This window comes from Tolypothrix sp. VBCCA 56010, assembly GCF_050875635.1.
Lineage (GTDB): Bacteria > Cyanobacteriota > Cyanobacteriia > Cyanobacteriales > Nostocaceae > Hassallia.
Map to the genome: position 1 here is coordinate 18,162 of NZ_JBPAOH010000071.1, position 18,846 is coordinate 37,007.

General features: G+C 43.5%; 12 protein-coding genes and 1 CRISPR repeat array. Of the genes, 7 read left to right on the top strand and 5 right to left on the bottom strand.

What is annotated here, in order from left to right:
• Nucleotides 1–3 precede the first annotated feature (3 nt).
• From AABK37_RS22600 to cas2, 5 genes are all read left to right on the top strand, one after another.
• Nucleotides 4–981: a DevR family CRISPR-associated autoregulator gene (locus AABK37_RS22600; protein ID WP_432553774.1), complete on the top strand. Its 978-nt coding sequence runs from the start codon at nt 4–6 to the stop codon at nt 979–981.
• Complete coding sequence (gene cas5, locus AABK37_RS22605) at nt 956–1,627, top strand: type I-MYXAN CRISPR-associated protein Cas5/Cmx5/DevS (RefSeq protein WP_432553775.1); 672 nt, start codon at nt 956–958, stop codon at nt 1,625–1,627. Before AABK37_RS22600 ends, cas5 begins: the two co-directional genes overlap by 26 nt.
• Before the next feature lie 89 nt (nt 1,628–1,716).
• Nucleotides 1,717–2,292, top strand: a complete 576-nt coding sequence (locus AABK37_RS22610; protein WP_432553776.1) for a Uma2 family endonuclease — start codon at nt 1,717–1,719, stop codon at nt 2,290–2,292.
• A gap of 58 nt (nt 2,293–2,350) precedes the next feature.
• Nucleotides 2,351–4,009, top strand: a complete 1,659-nt coding sequence (cas1, locus tag AABK37_RS22615; protein ID WP_432553777.1) for a type I-MYXAN CRISPR-associated endonuclease Cas1 — start codon at nt 2,351–2,353, stop codon at nt 4,007–4,009.
• A gap of 9 nt (nt 4,010–4,018) precedes the next feature.
• A complete protein-coding gene (cas2, locus tag AABK37_RS22620; protein ID WP_432553778.1) occupies nt 4,019–4,312 on the top strand; it encodes a CRISPR-associated endonuclease Cas2 in 294 nt (97 codons plus the stop codon).
• Between the two features lie 273 nt (nt 4,313–4,585).
• A CRISPR array of direct repeats spans nt 4,586–7,554; the repeat unit is 36 nt; unit sequence GTGCTAAAACCTCTGATGCCGTAAGGCGTTGAGCAC.
• A gap of 522 nt (nt 7,555–8,076) precedes the next feature.
• Here the strand turns inward: cas2 and AABK37_RS22625 are convergent.
• Nucleotides 8,077–10,344, bottom strand: coding sequence for a cation:proton antiporter domain-containing protein (locus tag AABK37_RS22625; RefSeq protein WP_432553779.1), 2,268 nt, complete (start codon nt 10,342–10,344; stop codon nt 8,077–8,079).
• A gap of 275 nt (nt 10,345–10,619) precedes the next feature.
• Here AABK37_RS22625 and AABK37_RS22630 point away from each other — a divergent pair, with 275 nt between their 5' ends.
• The gene (locus AABK37_RS22630; RefSeq protein WP_432553780.1) at nt 10,620–11,282 is read left to right on the top strand and encodes an HAD family hydrolase; all 663 of its coding nucleotides are present in this window, start codon (nt 10,620–10,622) and stop codon (nt 11,280–11,282) included.
• 78 nt (nt 11,283–11,360) lie between these two features.
• Here the strand turns inward: AABK37_RS22630 and AABK37_RS22635 are convergent, their stop codons facing one another.
• The 4 genes from AABK37_RS22635 to AABK37_RS22650 all read right to left on the bottom strand — a co-directional run bounded on the left by AABK37_RS22635 (nt 11,361) and on the right by AABK37_RS22650 (nt 15,236).
• Nucleotides 11,361–11,771 (bottom strand): hypothetical protein, encoded by a 411-nt coding sequence (locus AABK37_RS22635; RefSeq protein WP_432553781.1) that lies wholly within the window; start codon nt 11,769–11,771, stop codon nt 11,361–11,363.
• Between the two features lie 426 nt (nt 11,772–12,197).
• Nucleotides 12,198–12,647: a CAAD domain-containing protein gene (locus AABK37_RS22640; protein WP_432553782.1), complete on the bottom strand. Its 450-nt coding sequence runs from the start codon at nt 12,645–12,647 to the stop codon at nt 12,198–12,200.
• Between the two features lie 45 nt (nt 12,648–12,692).
• A complete protein-coding gene (locus AABK37_RS22645; RefSeq protein ID WP_432553783.1) occupies nt 12,693–13,154 on the bottom strand; it encodes a BON domain-containing protein in 462 nt (153 codons plus the stop codon).
• Nucleotides 13,155–13,289: 135 nt separating this feature from the next.
• On the bottom strand, nt 13,290–15,236 hold the full coding sequence (locus AABK37_RS22650) for a hypothetical protein (RefSeq protein ID WP_432553784.1): 1,947 nt from the start codon (nt 15,234–15,236) through the stop codon (nt 13,290–13,292).
• Nucleotides 15,237–15,597: 361 nt separating this feature from the next.
• Between AABK37_RS22650 and AABK37_RS22655 the strand changes: the two genes are divergently transcribed.
• A complete protein-coding gene (locus AABK37_RS22655) occupies nt 15,598–18,729 on the top strand; it encodes an MFS transporter (protein WP_432553785.1) in 3,132 nt (1,043 codons plus the stop codon).
• The last annotated feature ends 117 nt before the right edge of the window (nt 18,730–18,846 follow it).

Here is an 18,846-nt window from a genome sequence, read left to right on the forward strand (position 1 = left end):
TTTATGGCAACACACTATCTCTACGGCACAATTTTAACTAATGAAGCGATCGCTGCTAACAACCGAGGCGATAATTTAGGAAATACCACAACCCTCCAAAAAGTATTTCATCAAGATGACTTGCACACCACCGTCTCGGCAGAAGCTATTCGTTTTGCGCTGCGCTACCGCTTCCAGCTAGAAAACCCAGAATCAGTCAATCGCAAATATTACCCTGATTTCGGCAAGTTGGAGTATGCAGACGAGAAAAGAAAAGATTGGAACCCAGCAGGAAATGTGTTTATTGACGATGACTTGATGGGTTTTATGGATGCAGAAGCCGCAGCTAAAGAAAAGGAAGAAGATATGGAGGAGGAAGAAACCGCAGAAGCGCCTAAAACATCCAAAGGTAAAAAGGAAAAGCCAAAAGGCAAAACTACCAAGCGCCAAAGTCCCCTCGCAATTGGTAGGGCTATAAGTTTGCGTCCTTACCGGGGTGAATTATCTTTTAACTGTGTCAGCGGCGAGAAGAAAAAAGGACAATTGTCTCTGTATAACGCAGAAATGCATACCACAGAATATCAGTATTCCTTCGGTTTAAATTTAAGTGATGTAGTCAAAAAAGCCCATATTGCCAGCTTCATTGATGGAATTATTGACCCCCCACAAGTTGCAGGTAATCACAGCCGCTTTGCCTACGATTTCTCACCAGCATCTATCATTTTCCGCTGTACCAATGCCCACTCTTCGCGGATTCAAAATTGCTTTGAGCATGATGTTGCCAATCAAACTTACACCCTTAAAAAGCTCATTCTGCGAGTGGAAGCAGGAGATATTCCAACTGATGAATTAATTATTGGTGGTGATATTTTTAACACGAAACAAGGGCAACAACTCAAAGAAATGAAAGTAACAATTTTGCCGGGAGTGTACGCCGCTGCGAAAGAAGTCCGTCAGCGCATCGCTGGTTTTGGTGGTGAATATAAAATTGTGGGAAATTAATATGGCGATCGCACTATATATTGAAGTACCATACGCCAGTTTTCGCAAGACTTATGCTCGTTCTCTAGCTGAAACTTATCCATTTCCTCCTCCCGCAACGGTTTACGGAATGTTGCTATCGCTGGTGGGCGAGTATTTCCGCGCTAGACATGCAGGTGTCAAGCTAGCCTTCGCCTACGCACACCAACCCAAAATTGCTACCACCCTTCGCAAGTTGAGCCGTTTTAAATATGGGGTTGCTAGCAAACAATCTAAGTTAGGCAATGCACCTGATTTCATTGAAACATTGTGCAACATTGAGTTTCTCTGTTGGGTAGATAGTTCCGCTGAAACTCAGCAACAGCTTACCTTAGAGTCACGTATTATCGAAGCTTTAGAGTTTCCTGAAAAAGTCAACCGAACTGGTATTCTCAGCTTAGGATTAAGTGATGATGCAGTTAATGATATCTCGCTTATACGTGAAATTAAGGATAAATGGTACTGGCTAACTCCTGCTAATGAGGGACAAGTAGAATTACCAATTTGGGTTGACCATATTGGCTCAATTAATACTCGCTGGCAGAGGTATCGTTTTGATGCACAGCCATCAATTATCAACAACACACCTTCTTCAGATAAATTCACTTTAATTATTGACCCTCGTTAACTTTGACATACCTCTGATGTCATCCGGTACTAAACCCCCACTTGCCCCTAAACTACAAATAGAGCTTCGGTGAATTCCACTCAACGTTTATGATTAAATCCCCTTTAAAACACCTTACCTTAGAGGAATTCCTTGCACTTCCCGAAAGCGATATTACCTATGAACTCGTCGATGGTGAGGCAATTCCAAAATTCAAAAATGATGAAATGTCTCCCAAATTTTCTTATAGTTCAACTACTGGCGCGTTGTTTATATTATTGTCTGCATGGGCACAAGGAAAAGGTCGGGTTGTAATCGAATGGGCAATAAAACTAACTTGCGATCGCCAAGATTGGGTTCCAGTTCCAGACCTGACATATGTATCCTACAATCGCCTTGCTGTGGATTGGTTTGCAGATGAGGCTTGTCCTGTAATACCCGAATTAGCCATCGAAATTATTTCCCCTGGTCAAACTTTTGGCGAAATGACCGAAAAAGCAACTAACTACCTCAAAGCTGGTGTCTCTCGTGTTTGGGTTGTGGATACTAGAGCTAAGACTATCACGATTTTCTACCCTGATGCTCCACCTCAAACCAAACGAGGTGAAGATTCTTTAGAAGATTTGCTGTTTGAAAAGTTGCAAATTACACCCCAAGCAATCTTTCAACAAGCAGGAATTCCTTAAAATAGTATTTCCTCTGATGTCGTAAGGCGTAAAAACTACAACTTCCTTACAGACATTTATGCAAACTCTCGAATTTTCTACCAAACTCGAAACTATTCGCGTTTCTGCGCTGCACGCGATCGCCTATTGTCCCCGTTTATTTTACCTTGAAGAAGTCGAAGAACTTTACACTCAAGATGCCGCAGTTTTTGCCGGACGCAGATTACACGCTGAACTCGAAAAGCAAGAAGATGAGGAATGGGAAGAATTATTTCTCGAAAGCGAAGAATTAGGTTTACGCGGTCGGCTTGATGCACTCCGCACTCGTGATGGGCAAACTATCCCCTACGAACACAAACGCGGTCGCTGTCGTCGAAACGAAAACAATCAGCCGCAAGCTTGGGAAAGCGACAAGTTGCAAATCCTCGCTTATGCCTACCTCCTAGAATTAGTCCAGGAAATCCCGGTAAAAGAAGGTCGCATTCGCTACCACGCTGATAACGTCCTGATTCACGTACCCCTGGATGATGCAGGACGCGAGGCAGTTCGCGAAGCAATTCAACAAGCACGCATCCTCAAACAATCGACTTATCGACCACCAGTAACCGATAATGAGCGATTGTGCGCTCGTTGTTCTCTTGCACCGGTCTGTTTGCCAGAAGAAGCTAGACTTGCTCACGATCGCGAATGGCAACCAATTCGTCTATTTCCCGAAGATGACGATCGCCAAATTATTCACATTCTCGAACCGGGTACATGTGTCGGCAAAACCGGCGAACAAATCAAAATCACTCGTCGCAATCAACCTCTAGAAACGATTCCCGCACGTCAGGTAGGACAAGTTGTACTACACAGCTTTTCGCAAATTTCCACCCAAGCACTGCACTTTTGTGCTTGCCAAAATATTGGGGTACATTTTATTTCCGGCGGGGGACGCTATCTCGGTAGTTTTGACACCCGCCAAGGTTCGATTCAACGCCGAATTCGTCAGTATGCAGCTTTAAGTAATGCTGATGCTTGTTTGGAATTAGCGCGGAAGTTGGTGATTTGTCGCGCTCAAGGACAGCGGAAGTTTTTGATGCGCGGAACTAGGGGGAAAGCGGAAGTTCCAGAGAAGTTGGAGAAGGCGATCGCAATTATGAAAGCTACTCTCAAACAGGTTTCCCAAGCAAAATCTTTAGCATCTTTATTAGGTCTGGAAGGTAATCTAGCTGCTGTATATTTTAGCGCTTTACCTTGTTTGATTTCCCCAGAAATCCCGAAGGAAATGCACTTTGGTGGCAGAAATCGTCGTCCCCCCAAAGATAGATTTAATTGCTTGCTGAGTTTTGGTTACGCTTTGTTAATTAAAGATGTAATGAACGCTATTTTATGCGTTGGATTAGAACCAGCTTTAGGATTTTATCATCAAGCGCGATCGCAAGCTGCACCCCTAGCACTCGATCTTATCGAAATTTTCCGAGTTCCTTTAGTAGACATGACTGTAATGGCTTCTGTCAATCGAAATCAGTGGGATGTCAAGGCAGATTTTGAAATTCGAGGGAAGCAGGTTTGGTTAAGCGAAGTGGGTAAGCGCAAGTTTGTAGAACTTTATGAACGTCGCAAACAAGAAAGTTGGAAACATCCAGTTATAGGTTATTCGCTGACTTATCGACGTTTGTTTGAATTGGAGGTGCGACTGTTAGAAAAAGAATGGTCTGGTGAGGGTGGTTTGTTCGGTCGGTTAATTTTGCGCTGAGGTGTGGTGATGGGAGAAATACGAAACTGTTACCTAATTTGCTATGATATTCGCGATCCGAAACGCTGGCGAAAGGCTTACAAATTGCTTCAAGGATATGGGGAGAGGATACAATATTCGATTTTTCGGTCTAGGTTGAGTATGCGATCGCGTGAGAAATTGCGCTGGGAACTAGAAAAGATATTAGCCCCAGAAGATAGTTTACTTTTGATTCGCCTTTCTCATCAATGTGTGGTTAGCATTCCATTATATAATCGTCCAAATGCTTGGACTTGTGAAGAGGAACCATACCGCATTGTTTGATGCATGGATCTGTGAGTGTGAATTAATCAGACAAAAAACAAAAGCTGGAAACTTCGATTGGGCTTGCTGTTCGAGATGTTTTAATTAACAGGAGGTGCTTGCAACGGAGATGCAAATGACTGAGAAGTTAAGCAATACAGGGATTTTTAAGGTTGTCTGCTGTTGTTATGGGGGAAGCTTTGGTGAGAATTTGGCTATTGTGTTGCTTCTTACTGCCAGGTGCTTGTAATATCAGTTATGGCTGGTTATCTGATAAGGGTTTCAGCTAACGGCGTGCTAAAACCTCTGATGCCGTAAGGCGTTGAGCACTTTATCGAGGTATTTTGTGTTTGCAAAATTGGTGTTGTGCTAAAACCTCTGATGCCGTAAGGCGTTGAGCACTCGCCTTCTTGAATGGCGACCCAATAGCTTTCCAAACGTGCTAAAACCTCTGATGCCGTAAGGCGTTGAGCACAAATTAATTACGGCGGTGCTAGCATTAGGCATGTGTTGTGCTAAAACCTCTGATGCCGTAAGGCGTTGAGCACTTATATTCAAGGTCTGGAACTCGCACCCAGTTGCGTGCTAAAACCTCTGATGCCGTAAGGCGTTGAGCACACTGAGCTAAAGCCTGAAAACCAAGGGTGACTTTTGTGCTAAAACCTCTGATGCCGTAAGGCGTTGAGCACCATCTGGCTCTCATATCCTAAGTTATGATAGCGCCTGTGCTAAAACCTCTGATGCCGTAAGGCGTTGAGCACAGAGTAGAATAACTTTTTGTCGCGGTACTGCTAACTTGTGCTAAAACCTCTGATGCCGTAAGGCGTTGAGCACATACATCTGTGCCAGAATCGGCAGGTAAGCGATTGTGCTAAAACCTCTGATGCCGTAAGGCGTTGAGCACTGTGACATCACTTCGTTTTTAAGCGTTAGCTTTCCGTGCTAAAACCTCTGATGCCGTAAGGCGTTGAGCACTATAAGTATACAAGCCATTGACTTTTTAGCGGCAGTTGTGCTAAAACCTCTGATGCCGTAAGGCGTTGAGCACTTGAAGATGTAGACTTTTAAATTGCAATTGAAGACCTTGTGCTAAAACCTCTGATGCCGTAAGGCGTTGAGCACTAAAACTTCAGTTTGCACTGAGTTTAAATCTTGAGCTGTGCTAAAACCTCTGATGCCGTAAGGCGTTGAGCACGAACTTCCGCTAAATGATTAGGAACTGCAACTAACGTGCTAAAACCTCTGATGCCGTAAGGCGTTGAGCACACTAAAGGTCTGTCACTAGACCGATATTGCAGACGGTGCTAAAACCTCTGATGCCGTAAGGCGTTGAGCACCGAATTCAGCACGTTCTGGGTAGATGCTATTTTCGTGCTAAAACCTCTGATGCCGTAAGGCGTTGAGCACTTAGATTAATTGTTAAACTTTTTACTAGAGTTTTATGTGCTAAAACCTCTGATGCCGTAAGGCGTTGAGCACTTCTTGATCGGTCAGGCTTTTGCAAAATTAAAATAGTGCTAAAACCTCTGATGCCGTAAGGCGTTGAGCACTAGTTGGGGTGTAAGTAATTAGGTATTAATCATGTACGTGCTAAAACCTCTGATGCCGTAAGGCGTTGAGCACTTTGGCTATATCGGTATATCGCGCCTTAAACCAGTAGTGCTAAAACCTCTGATGCCGTAAGGCGTTGAGCACTGCTGTTCACCTTGGCAAGTGATAGTACCTTGGTAGTGCTAAAACCTCTGATGCCGTAAGGCGTTGAGCACAAGTAAAACACAATTTAAAAAGTGTACTATCATAATCGTGCTAAAACCTCTGATGCCGTAAGGCGTTGAGCACAGCAAAATTCTTTAGTTTCTAGGGCTACCTCTGATGTGCTAAAACCTCTGATGCCGTAAGGCGTTGAGCACTCTTAATAGCGAAAAAACGTTTAATAAAATCATTAAAAGTGCTAAAACCTCTGATGCCGTAAGGCGTTGAGCACCAGATATGGAAAAAGAGGATATTCTTGAAAATATGTGCTAAAACCTCTGATGCCGTAAGGCGTTGAGCACTTGAATAACAGAAACAGGATTATAAGCTGTAAAGCAGTGCTAAAACCTCTGATGCCGTAAGGCGTTGAGCACAAACGAAGAGTAACAGGAGTAATACGAAAAGCGAGTGCTAAAACCTCTGATGCCGTAAGGCGTTGAGCACTAACGACACTTCCAGTAAACGCTGGATGTTGGGCGTGCTAAAACCTCTGATGCCGTAAGGCGTTGAGCACCGTCAGTGGGAACCGTGCCCCACTAATTTTCATCTCGTGCTAAAACCTCTGATGCCGTAAGGCGTTGAGCACATGAAGCCACTTTGGAGCAACATCAGGAGTAGACGTGCTAAAACCTCTGATGCCGTAAGGCGTTGAGCACTACCACCACGAAGAATAAAAACTTTGATGAAAATGGTGCTAAAACCTCTGATGCCGTAAGGCGTTGAGCACATAAACGGGATGCGTTCTGCTATCACGGGTGCTAGTGCTAAAACCTCTGATGCCGTAAGGCGTTGAGCACGGAAAACTCCGGGACGCGATGCAAGCGCTCGGAAGTGCTAAAACCTCTGATGCCGTAAGGCGTTGAGCACCAAGAATAAAATCGTTAGAAACCGATTTAACCAACGTGTGCTAAAACCTCTGATGCCGTAAGGCGTTGAGCACACTTTCACAAAAAAGTTACTCCACAATTAGTTTATGGTGCTAAAACCTCTGATGCCGTAAGGCGTTGAGCACTAACTTCCGATAATGATGATGATGACGATGATGATAGTGCTAAAACCTCTGATGCCGTAAGGCGTTGAGCACCACAAACTGAAGCTTCACGCATTATTGAGGCAACTGTGCTAAAACCTCTGATGCCGTAAGGCGTTGAGCACTCTTGGGGTTTTTCGCGTTCCATATTATTTACAGTGTGCTAAAACCTCTGATGCCGTAAGGCGTTGAGCACGTGATGCCGCAGCGACAAATTGCGTCGTTGTTTAAGGTGCTAAAACCTCTGATGCCGTAAGGCGTTGAGCACGGAATATAATTACTTTATTAAATTTTTAAATGGAGTGCTAAAACCTCTGATGCCGTAAGGCGTTGAGCACTTCACAGGAATTTAAAGTTAATCCAATCCTGGATGTGCTAAAACCTCTGATGCCGTAAGGCGTTGAGCACTAATTGACCGGACTTATTTTTTAGATGCAGTACGCGAGTGCTAAAACCTCTGATGCCGTAAGGCGTTGAGCACCACTAATTAGAGCGATCGCTCACCAACCGAGCGATCGCGTGCTAAAACCTCTGATGCCGCGCTTGCGTTGAGCACGTCAAGGATGCGAAGACAGCGATCGCTTACTATCGTGTGCTAAAACCTCTGATGCCGCGCTTGCGTTGAGCACACAACCACCTTCCAAGTTGATCCGGGAATTTTGTCACTTGTGTACAAACCTCTGATGCCGCGCTTGCGTTGAGCACGCGGGAATATTGCAGGCGATCGCTGACAAGATTTCCTTTAGTGTACAAACCTCTGATGCCGCGCTTGCGTTGAGCACAAATGCTGCGATCGCTCTTCAGCCCAAACCTGTGTACAAACCTCTGATGCCGCGCTTGCGTTGAGCACTGGCGGATTATGCGGAGTGCGCTGCCGTGTTTAGAAACGTGTACAAACCTCTGATGCCGCGCTTGCGTTGAGTACTATTAGCCGTGGTGTCGGCAGGCTTTGTTTGTAGAGCCAGCGGCTTTTTGCGTGTGGGTGAATAAAGCGCAACTTCACTTAACGCGACGAATTACCATTTAAGGTAATCACCGCTACCGGACAAGGCGCCTTATTCAGAATAGCATCGGCACGGTGTCCGAAAAATACCCGATTTGTGATCGTCCGAATAGTGCTACCCATGACAATTAAATCTGCTTTCTGAGAACGGGCAAAATTGAGAATTTCTAATTCCGGAATTCCCGTTAAAATTACCGTTTTCACCTCAGCACCTAATCCCCGTCCAATTTCTGCTTGCTGTTGTACAATTTGTTCCGCAATATCTTTTATTGATCCCATTGTCTGCTCTTCAAACAAAATATACTCACGCTGACTTCGATTCACAACGTTAACTAATGTGACAATCGCCCCAGTTTGAGCCGCAATTGTGCTAGCAACTTCAACTGCATATTCGCTGTGTTCGCCGCCACTTGTAGGCACTAAAATCTGACTAATCTTGTAAGAGTTAATCGCTTCGCCCAAATCTTTCGTTTTGAGCAAATTTGACTTGACTACCATTGTGGCGCAAGGAGCTTCTTGAATCACGCGATCGACCAACACATTAAATAAAGCACCGCTTTTGCGCGAACTTTCGGTTGCACCAATCACAATCAAGTCATATCCTTTGCTGGCTTCGTTAACAATCACGTCAGCAATATCCTTTCCCGATTCTACTTTCGTGTTCAACATACTATCCGCCGGCAGTTTAATTTGCTCGGCTACGGCGGCGATCGCTGATTCAGGGGTATTATTTCTTATAGTTTTATTAAGTAAATTTACGGGTTTAGCTATAATTTTTTTATCTTTTTTAGCAAACAAAGCTGTAACTTCTAGAGAATTTTGGTGTGCCAAATGGCTGACTAACTGAGCGGCTAATTTTACATTCGGTCCGCCTTGAGTGGGTAGCAATATCCGGCGGATGCGTTTAATAAAACTGCGGCTTGCGAGTTCTTCTTGTTGCAAGCGTTGAGCTTCTTCTTCACCGATTTCTACTTTCGACAACGACCAGCGTAACAAAGGTGGAGCCATTAATGAAGTAACGATCGCCACCATGACAATAATCGAATACATCTGCTGGTTTAGCACGCCCAAAGAAACGCCGATAGTAGCGACAATAATCTCCATTGCGCCACGGGCATTCATCCCCGAACCCATCGCGATACCTTCCCAGTGCGACAAACCACCGACACGAGAACCGATGTAAGCGCCGGTGAACTTGCCAAAACAGGCGATCGCCAACACAATTAAACCAATAAATAATGTCTCCGGAGCCAACAATTTGACTAAATCTACTTTTAATCCGGCTGTGGCAAAGAAAATCGGTGCCAGAAACCCAGCCGTAATCACTTCCAAAGTTATCCCGGCTTCTCGACTAAAGCGTGGCGATTGTCCGGCGAGAATTCCGGTAACAAAAGCTCCCAGTGCGGCTTCAATGCCTAAACTGTGAGTCAAAGCAGCAGCACCTAGCGCCAAAACTAACAAAGCTGATAAACTAGCCGTAGCGCCGCCGATGTAATCATCTACCCAGCGTAACACCCAAGCCATAAGCGATCGCCCGATAGTAAAGGCAACTCCTAAAAATATTACCGCTCCCGCAACCGACCTAAATACTGTGACAAAATCGAATTTGCCACTAGTTGCTAAACCCGACACTACAGAAAGGAGAATCCAGCCAAGAGTATCATCAGTCATACCCGCAGCTAAAGTAACTTGCCCAATGTCGCGCCGAATCAACTTTAAGTCCATCAGCACCTTGGCAATTACCGGAACTGCTGAAATACTCATAGCAGTTGCGATAAACAAGCTGAAAATTAACCGTTGGTTAGGATTCGCTAAAAAGTTATTTGGTAAAAACCATCCCAATCCTAACCCTGTGGCAAAGGGAACAATAATTCCCCCTAAAGAAATCAGTAGGGCGGTTTTGCCTTTGCGGACAATTAAGTTTAAGTCTGTTTCCAATCCAGTTACAACCAGCAAAAATAGCACTCCCAACCAGGAGACTACCGAAAGTAAATCTGACTGTGCCTGAAGCCGGGGAAAAATCTGCTTTTGTAAACTTGGCAGAATTAACCCGAATATCGATGGACCGAGGATCACCCCTGCTAGCAGTTCACCGATTACCGGCGGTAGTTGGATTCGCCGCATAAACTCGCCTAAGCCTCTGGCGACAAAAAGCAGCAAAGCTAACTCCAGTAATATCAGAAGCAACTCGTGATGACCGAGGGGCTTGATCAAACCTTTTTCGGTTGCTGCATTAGCGGTGAGGAAAAGGTCAAGCTGTAAATTCATTTTTATTGAGATTATGTAGGGGTTGTATTATAAGAATCTTCTATGGTCAACTGCGCTCACGTCATCTATCTATAAGTTATATAAACTGGATTTGAGAGTAGTGCTGTTTGCCCCCACTATAAACTAATTACATACAAAACACTACAGGCGATAAGAGTGCTTTTTTAATTTTTATTTATTAAAGGTAAGGATTTAGGAAGAGGTCAAGGCATCTATTTCTGAGTAATTTAGAGTAACGCAGATGCGTAAGTTGTTTCTCAGTCAAAAATATCACAATGACACTGCAAGCGGTAATTCTCGATGTTGATGGCAGACTTGTTTTAAGTAATGATGCTCATGCTAAAGCTTGGGTGGAGGCGTTTAAGGACTTTGGATATGAAGTATCTTTTGATAAAGTGCGACCTTTAATTGGGATGGGAGGGGATCAAGTTGTCCCGAAACTGATTTCTCAACTTTCTGGTGAGTCAGGTGAGGGAAAGGTGATCGCTGACCGACGCAAAGAACTGATTATCAATAAGTATGCACCAAATCTGCCTGCTGCTAACGGCTCGCGGCAATTGCTGTTAAAGATGAAAAATGAAGGTTTGCGGCTAATTATTGCCAGTTCAGCTACCAGTGAAGAACTTTCTCTTTTATTAAAAGCGGCTCAAGTTGATGATTTACTTGAAGAGGCTACAACTTCCAGCGATGCCGAATCTTCTAAACCATCCCCAGATATTGTCGAAGCTGCACTCAAAAAGTTAAATAAAAAGCCAGATGAAGTTGTCATGCTGGGTGACACACCGTATGATATTCAGTCGGCAAAAGAGGCAGGAGTTAGCGTAATTGCGGTACGCTGTGGTGGTTTTGATGATAGTCAACTTGAAGAAGCGATCGCTATTTACGACGATCCGGCTGATATTTTGGCAAATTACGATAATTCACCGTTATCGAAATAAGCGACGACCGGGGCTTTCTTCCCGACCGTCGCACAGAGAATGCCGTATAATCATCAGAGAAACTTGGATGCTACAAAACTAAACGCCGCCCGGACCTCTACCGCGTTTGTCACCTGTTTCGCTCAATTCTCCTTGCTTGTCTTCGTTGATTTCTTCAAATTCTTCAACACGTTCTGCTTGATCTGCTGCTTCTGTTTGGCGTGCGTCTCCGGGTGTTTCGTAGTACATTTCCGGTTCGATTGCGTGGTTGTTCAACAGACCTTCTTTATCGGTTGTGTAGCCGTCTGTGGTGCGGATGCTGTCACCAGGGTGGGTTTGGTCGTCGGTGATCGCACTTGCTTCTCTTTCTTCGGTGGGGGTTGTTTTAAATTGATCTCCTTCTCTTTCTTTACGAGCCGCAGTTTCCGCAGGCACAATACCTCTATCGTAATTATCTTCTTTGGCGCGATCGGATGAATCTACTGCTTTATTAAACTTTTCCTCAGCCATAAATCAAATCCTTTTTCAACTGATTGAATAACTTTATAAACTAGATTAAAGGTTTTTGTTATGAAAATTACACTATCTTTAGAAAGGAATTAACTCAATCAACTCACTTTGTTTCTCTATCATTAGGTAGATTTTTTCAATATATGCAAAGATTTTTCGCAAAAAAATCTTAACTAAGGAAGATGGATTTTTGTGCGTTTTGGTGTATGTAATTTTGGGCAATGCCGCTACTTATACTGTATAAGAATATGGTCAAGTCAGAAAGTTGATTTCGACTTGACCACAAACAAGCAAAAAGGATTGAGGACACAACATTTAATTTTAGTAAATTTGTCTGGAAAAAATAAAGGCGAAAGAGATATTTCATTTCTAAATGCCTTTATTCTCCAGACAAATTTTCCAGAAAGCTAATCGGCAAAAGTTAATTTACATTTGGTCAACATTGCTGCCAAAAGTCTGTTTTTTGAACGATTCAATGTTAGCAGATAATTCTTGCCGAGTCGAATCTTTGAGTAAATAGCGGAAAGTAAACCAAGTAGAGTAGCTAATTCCTACTAACTCAAAAGTTGGAGATAGCAGCGGAATGTCATTGAGTGCATCCAATATTGCCAGAACTATTTTGACTGCGACAATTGCTGCTATAAATAAACCAACGTTGATAATTGGTTTCTTGTATTCGTTAAAGAATCTACCTATGTTTTCCGGCAATTTCGCCAAAAAGTCCGAAACTTGTTGTCCAAATTCCTGCAATTGGTTTTCCGGTTCGCTAACAGGTGGTAGCATTGGCAGATTTTGCGGGTTTGAACCTTCAATTGCTGCCATTTCCTTTGGTGAAGCGGGAGTAGCGTATTCCGATTGTTGTAAGTTTGCGTCCATGTTTCTCCTGTTGAATGAAAATGGAAAACAATGTTTGAGTTTTGCTTATTTCTTCACGGTTGCTTTATTTTCCACCTTTTTGACACCTTTAATTTCTTTAGATAAAGGTTCAATCTTAGCTAATTGGGCTTCATTAGTTACAGTTCCGGTAACAGTTACTGTGCCATTTTCTGTAGCATCAACTGCTAAATTACCGTTGGGGATGTTAGCTTCCAATTTAGAGCGAACTTGACTTTTCAGGTCGCCTACAGCTCTGTCGGTATCGCCACCAGTCACATTATTCCGTTGTTCGCGTGCTTGAATGTCGGCATTTAGTTGTCTTCTACGGGTTTCACTTTGAGCGTCTTCTTTCGCAGCTTCAGTTGCTTGTACGCTTGGGGCTTCGGTTTGAGATACAGGTTTATTAGTATCATTTGGTGCATCCGCGCTGGTTTTAGCGGGATTTTGACAAGCAGCAGCACCAAAAAGTAATAAAGCACTAATAAAGAAAGGAGTTAGCTTTTTCATTTGTTTAATTGTTACTAGAAACGGGTAAATTGTGAAGTGGTGAGGAGGAAGTTTTTTATTCTCTCGTTTCTAAGTTATACCTGGCAATGCTTTAAAATCGGTAACAGGTTATGCTCAAAAACGAGAGGTAATAAGTTATAAGACAGTTTCATCCCGACGGTCAATAATGATGACTGCGGGATCGTCGCGATCGATCGGCGGTACGTAATTGGTTTCAGTAGTGTTAACTACTGATGTTGGTTGAGTCACAACTCCACGATCGCCTGGACGGTCTAAATCGGTAGCATCATAAATGCCAAAATCTTCAACATGTCTCCGTCTAAGAATTTCTTCCGCACGGTGAACTTCTGCGTCTGTACCATCGACGATTACCAAATAATCGCCTCTGTTAATGCGATCGTTATAAACCTTAGCATTTTTTTCTGGAATTCCCAAGCCAACTAATGCCCCAGCTATACCCCCAGCTGCTGCACCAATTGCGCCACCTGTCAAGGCGGTAGCTATAGCAGTTGCAGCCGCACCACCTAATAATACCGGACCGATTCCGGGAATCGCTAAGGTACCAAGACCAACTAATAAGCCGCCTAATCCGCCTAACGCACCACCTGTAACTGCACCAGCTTTTGCACCATCATCGGCTTTGTTATCGTCTAGACGGTCATTTACACTTACACCACCGACGCGATCGCCTAGGTTGTGGTCTGCATTTTTACCGATAATCGAAACACGATCCAGCGATATTCCACCATCGCGCAAATCGCCAATTGCAGCTTCTGCATCACGACGATGAGAAAATACACCGATCGCTCTTTTTCTATGCAGAGGTGCGTTAGTGTTAACAACAGGTGTTGGTTCAACAAATCCCCGATTTAATGGTGCTGGTTCAGCAACAACTGAACGATCGCCTGGACGGTCTAAATCGGTAGCATCATAAATGCCAAAATCTTCAACATGTCTCCGTCTGAGAATTTCTTCAGCGCGGCGAACTTCTGCATCTGTACCATCAACAATTACCAAATAATCGCCTCTGTTAATGCGATCATTATAAACTTTCGCATTTTTTTCCGGAATTCCCAAGCCAACTAATGCCCCAGCTATACTGCCAGCTGCTGCACCAATACCAGCACCTGTCAAAGCTGTAGCCAAAGCAGTTGCAGCCGCACCACCTACTAGTACAGGACCCACTCCCGGAATCGCTAAGGTGCCAAGACCAACTAATAAGCCGCCTAAACCGCCTAATGCAGTACCTGTAACTGCACCTGCTTTTGCGCCATCATCGGCTTTGGTATTGTCTAGACGGTCATTTACACTTACACCACCGACGCGATCGCCCGAAGCATTTTTACCGATGATCGAAACATGATCCAGCGATATTCCACCATCGCGCAAATCGCCAATTGCGGCTTCTGCATCGCGGCGATGAGAAAATACACCGATCGCACGTTTTCTATGCAGAGGTGCGGTGGTGCTTACAGGAGTACCAACACCAGTAACACCAACATCTCTACTAACCACACCTGAAGTTACTGGGGGGCTATTTGGATGGTTATAAATGCCAAACTCTTCTATACCGCCGGTATGCAGAATTTTTTCCGCTTCGGCAATTTCCGCATCTGTGCCATCAAGGATAACTAAATATTGTCCTCGTTGTACGCGATCGTTGTAAACTCTGGCTCGTTCTTCGGGAATTCCCAAACCAATCAATCCACCCAACAAACTACCAGCTACCGCACCAATACCGGCACCTGCTAAAGTTGTTGCTAAGGCGGTTGCTGTTGCCCCAGCCAGCATAATTGGTCCGATTCCCGGAATTGCTAAAGTCCCCAAACCAACTAACAAGCCTGTCAATCCGCCTAAAGTACCGCCAGTCACAGCACCAACTGTCGCACCTTCGTCAGATTTATCGCCAACACGTTCTCTAACTTCCGCACCTGCAATATTTTGATCGCCGTCTGCATCTTGCACTACCACAGACACTCTATTCATATCAAAGCCGGATTTTTTCAGTTCATGTAGCGCCTCTTCTGCATCCCGGCGACGAGCAAATACGCCTACAGCGCGTCTATGTACTCCCACAACCATTTGCAAATTCTCCAATACTAATATTTTTCTTTCTTTATTGGCTTGAATAATTCTATTTGTAAATTTTCTTAGTCAACTCGTCATCAATCCCTTGGAAGAACTTTTACCTCTATCTTGAGTATGATATAAGTTCTTGTACCTATATGTTAATAACAACAAACCAAAAACTTGCTTGTTTCATCTATATATAAAAATAAAATTTGTGTTTCTGAGTTTATTTTAAGAAATGTATCAAAAATTAATTTGATAACTGCCTGCAAAACTACTACTTTTGATAAGGATATTTATGACCGAAGTCAGTGTATATCAAGATAACTGGTCGTTAGCCTGAAATAGTATAGTGCGAAAGTGAGAAAATAATATGTTTTCCAGTTTCCAAACAGCTTTAAAGTTATACGAACACGGATTACAATCAATGCCAGTTGCTCAGGCAGTTGTAATTCCGGAAGTTTCGGTAGCCTTTTCGGGACCTAAGTTTTTGGTAGCAATGCTATCTGGTGTATTGATGGCATTTGCCTTCCAATTTTTATTAACAAACTTCTCTGTAGCTGTGGGAATCGCTGCTTTAGGGGGTGACTCATCTGATGATGATTCCCAAAGTTTGGGTAGTACAATTCGTGGAGTTGAAGCAAAAGTAGGAACTTGGGCACTGATAACTGCAAGTATTGCCTTATTCGCTGCTTCTTTTCTAGCAGTAAAACTGAGCTTAATTGGTAGCGCAGTATTAGGAGCAATTATTGGTGTAGTTATTTGGTCTGCCTACTTTTCACTAATAGTTTGGTTAGGATCAACAGCCGTAGGTTCATTAATTGGTTCTCTTGTAAAGACTGCAAGTGCTGGCTTTCAAGGAATGATGGGAACAGCAACGGCTGCTTTAGGTGCTAATGCTGCTAAAAATCAAATGGTTTCTACAGCAGAAGATATTACAGCCGCAGTTCGTCGCGAATTAACTTCTGGTTTTGATTCTGACAGTATCAAAAATACGCTGCAAAGTTCTTTAAGTTCTCTGCAATTACCAAAGCTGGATACCAAAGATATTCGCAATCAATTTGACCAGTTGCTGAAAGATGGTGATTTAGAATCTATCGGCGATAGCGATGTTTTGAAAAATATTAATCGCCAGACTTTTGTTGATTTAATCAGCAGTCGTTCTGACTTTTCTCAAGAAGACATTAATGGCATTGCTGACCAACTAGAAGGTGCTTGGCAACAAGTTTTAAATCGCCAAAATCCCACAGAGCAAGTGCTGAATTTGCTCAATTCGGCGACTCCGGAAGACCTAAATTCTGATAAATTAGGTGAAAAGCTCCAGGAATTGATTACATCTGGTGGTGGTAGCGGCAAGCAAGGCAATGGTGTGATGAAACAAGCTATTGAATTAGGCTTGGGTGCCGCAGTTCCAGCAGTGTTGAAAAACGCAAATCTATCGAATATAGATTTGGATAAAATCACACCTCAGTTGCAAAAGTTGAAAGAACAATTTAAGGATGTAGATGTTGATAAAATCACACAACAACTACAAAAGTTAAGCAAACAAGCAACTGAGCAAGTAGCTGGAAAATTGCCAGCAGCACCGACTAACACTATTAAGGCAGATGTAGAAGAGTACATTTTGAATTCGTTGCCTTGGCATTTTAATCGGCTGACGATTAAAGATGAATTCAAAGATGTGATTTATGACCAAAACGCAGATGCAGGAAAAGTAAGACAGCAATTAGAAGAACTCAATTTAGAGTATTTTACCAACTTGCTGAAGCAACGTGGTGATATCAGCGAAGAGCGGATCAAAGAAATTTCCGAGCAATTGGAAAGCGATCGCAACGAAGTTTTAGAAGTTGTTCGGCAAGCTGAAGGCAAAGAACAAAATCAAAACTTCCGCACCCGCATCGAAGATTATCTGCGTTCGACTGGAAAAGAAGAACTCAACCCAGAAGGTATTCAACGCGATTTTGCGAAGTTAGTGGAAGATCCAAAAGCGGGTTTTGGAGATTTAAGCGATCGCTTCAAAGAATTTGACCGCGACACTCTTGTACAATTGCTGAAGCAACGTGAAGACATCAGCGATGAAGAAGCTAATAATATTGTTGGTTCAATCGAAAGTACTCGCGATAATGTCTTAAATCGCGCTCAAGAATTGCAAGAACAAGCAAAAGGCAAAGCTGATGAAGTGCGTCAAAAAGTAGAAGAGTATCTCAAAAATACGAACAAAGAAGAACTCAATCCGGAAGCGATAAAACGCGAGTTTAAAGTATTGCTCGACGATCCACAAGCCGGAATCAGCTTACTGCGCGATCGCTTATCGCAATTTGACCGCGATACACTTGTTCAACTGTTGAGTCAGCGTCAAGATTTAAGCGAAGAACAGCTTAACCAAATTCTCGATAATTTGGAATCGGTACGCGATAACATTTTACAAGCACCGCAAAAAGTCGCGGATCAAGCGAAACAACAATACGAACAAACGACAACAGCAATCGGTGAATATCTTCGCAACACCAATCTGGAAGAACTGAATCCAGAAGGTATCAAAGCAGATTTAGAAAAATTTCTCGACGATCCCAGAGAAGGTGCTTCTGCTTTACGCGATCGCTTATCGCAAGTCGATCGAGAAACCTTAACTAAACTTGTCACCTCCAGCGGAAACTTAAGCGAAGAACAAGTTAATCAGATAATCGATGAAGTACAATCAGCGATTGACAGCATTGTAAAAGCACCGCGTCGCTTTGCAAATCGTGCTACCAAACAAGCTTTAGATTTTGAAGCGAATCTAGAAAACTATTTGCGGAACACTAACAAAGAAGAACTTAACCCAGATAGTATCAAGCGCGATTTACAATTGTTGTTGTCTTCTCCCCGTGCGGGAATTGGAAGTTTAAGCGATCGCGTTGCTAAAATCGACCGTTCATCAATAGTTGCATTGCTATCTCAACGTGAGGATATTTCCGAAGAAGAAGCAAACCGGATTGTAGACCAAATCGAATCGGTTAGCAACTCACTTGTAGAACAGTACCAACAGATTCAGCAACAAGTGCAATCAATAGTTGAGGGAACTTTCGGGAAAATTCGCGACTATCTCAACGCGCTGGATCGTCCCGAACTCAACTACGAAGGAATTAAGCAAGACGTTACGAAAGTGTTTGACGATCCCCAAGCTGGGTTTGAAGCTTTGCGCGATCGCTTGAGTCAATTCGACCGTGGTACTTTAGTTTCTATCATTAGTTCGCGTCAAGATATTTCCGAAGCGCAAGCTAATAAGATTATCGACCAAATCGAAGCCTCACGCGATAGCGTTTTGCACCAAGCCGAACGCATCCAAAAAGAAACACAAAGACGTTTAAAGGCAATTAAAGACCAAGCGAAAAAGCAAGCCGAAGAAACCAAGAAAACCGTTGCCAGTGCAGCTTGGTGGTTATTTGGTACAGCTTTAACATCCCTCGCAGCTAGTGCAATTGCGGGTGCGATCGCTGTATCAGGTGTACCCTTTATCGGTTAAATCACCCCGATTTTTGGTAGAGACGTTCCGCCGGAGCGTCTCTCCTACAAACATTCCGCCGGAACGTCCCTCCGCCAGACGCCACATGTCCTTCTAATTCTGACCTCCTCCCATTCC

What these genes read in the sequence shown, in the direction of transcription:
- AABK37_RS22600 (WP_432553774.1), top strand. Translation starts at nt 4, where the DNA reads ATGGCAACACACTATCTCTACGGCACAATTTTAACTAATGAAGCGATC.
- AABK37_RS22610 (WP_432553776.1), top strand. Translation starts at nt 1,717, where the DNA reads ATGATTAAATCCCCTTTAAAACACCTTACCTTAGAGGAATTCCTTGCA.
- cas1 (WP_432553777.1), top strand. Translation starts at nt 2,351, where the DNA reads ATGCAAACTCTCGAATTTTCTACCAAACTCGAAACTATTCGCGTTTCT.
- cas2 (WP_432553778.1), top strand. Translation starts at nt 4,019, where the DNA reads ATGGGAGAAATACGAAACTGTTACCTAATTTGCTATGATATTCGCGAT.
- AABK37_RS22625 (WP_432553779.1), bottom strand. Translation starts at nt 10,344, where the DNA reads ATGAATTTACAGCTTGACCTTTTCCTCACCGCTAATGCAGCAACCGAA.
- AABK37_RS22630 (WP_432553780.1), top strand. Translation starts at nt 10,620, where the DNA reads ATGACACTGCAAGCGGTAATTCTCGATGTTGATGGCAGACTTGTTTTA.
- AABK37_RS22635 (WP_432553781.1), bottom strand. Translation starts at nt 11,771, where the DNA reads ATGGCTGAGGAAAAGTTTAATAAAGCAGTAGATTCATCCGATCGCGCC.
- AABK37_RS22640 (WP_432553782.1), bottom strand. Translation starts at nt 12,647, where the DNA reads ATGGACGCAAACTTACAACAATCGGAATACGCTACTCCCGCTTCACCA.
- AABK37_RS22645 (WP_432553783.1), bottom strand. Translation starts at nt 13,154, where the DNA reads ATGAAAAAGCTAACTCCTTTCTTTATTAGTGCTTTATTACTTTTTGGT.
- AABK37_RS22650 (WP_432553784.1), bottom strand. Translation starts at nt 15,236, where the DNA reads ATGGTTGTGGGAGTACATAGACGCGCTGTAGGCGTATTTGCTCGTCGC.
- AABK37_RS22655 (WP_432553785.1), top strand. Translation starts at nt 15,598, where the DNA reads ATGTTTTCCAGTTTCCAAACAGCTTTAAAGTTATACGAACACGGATTA.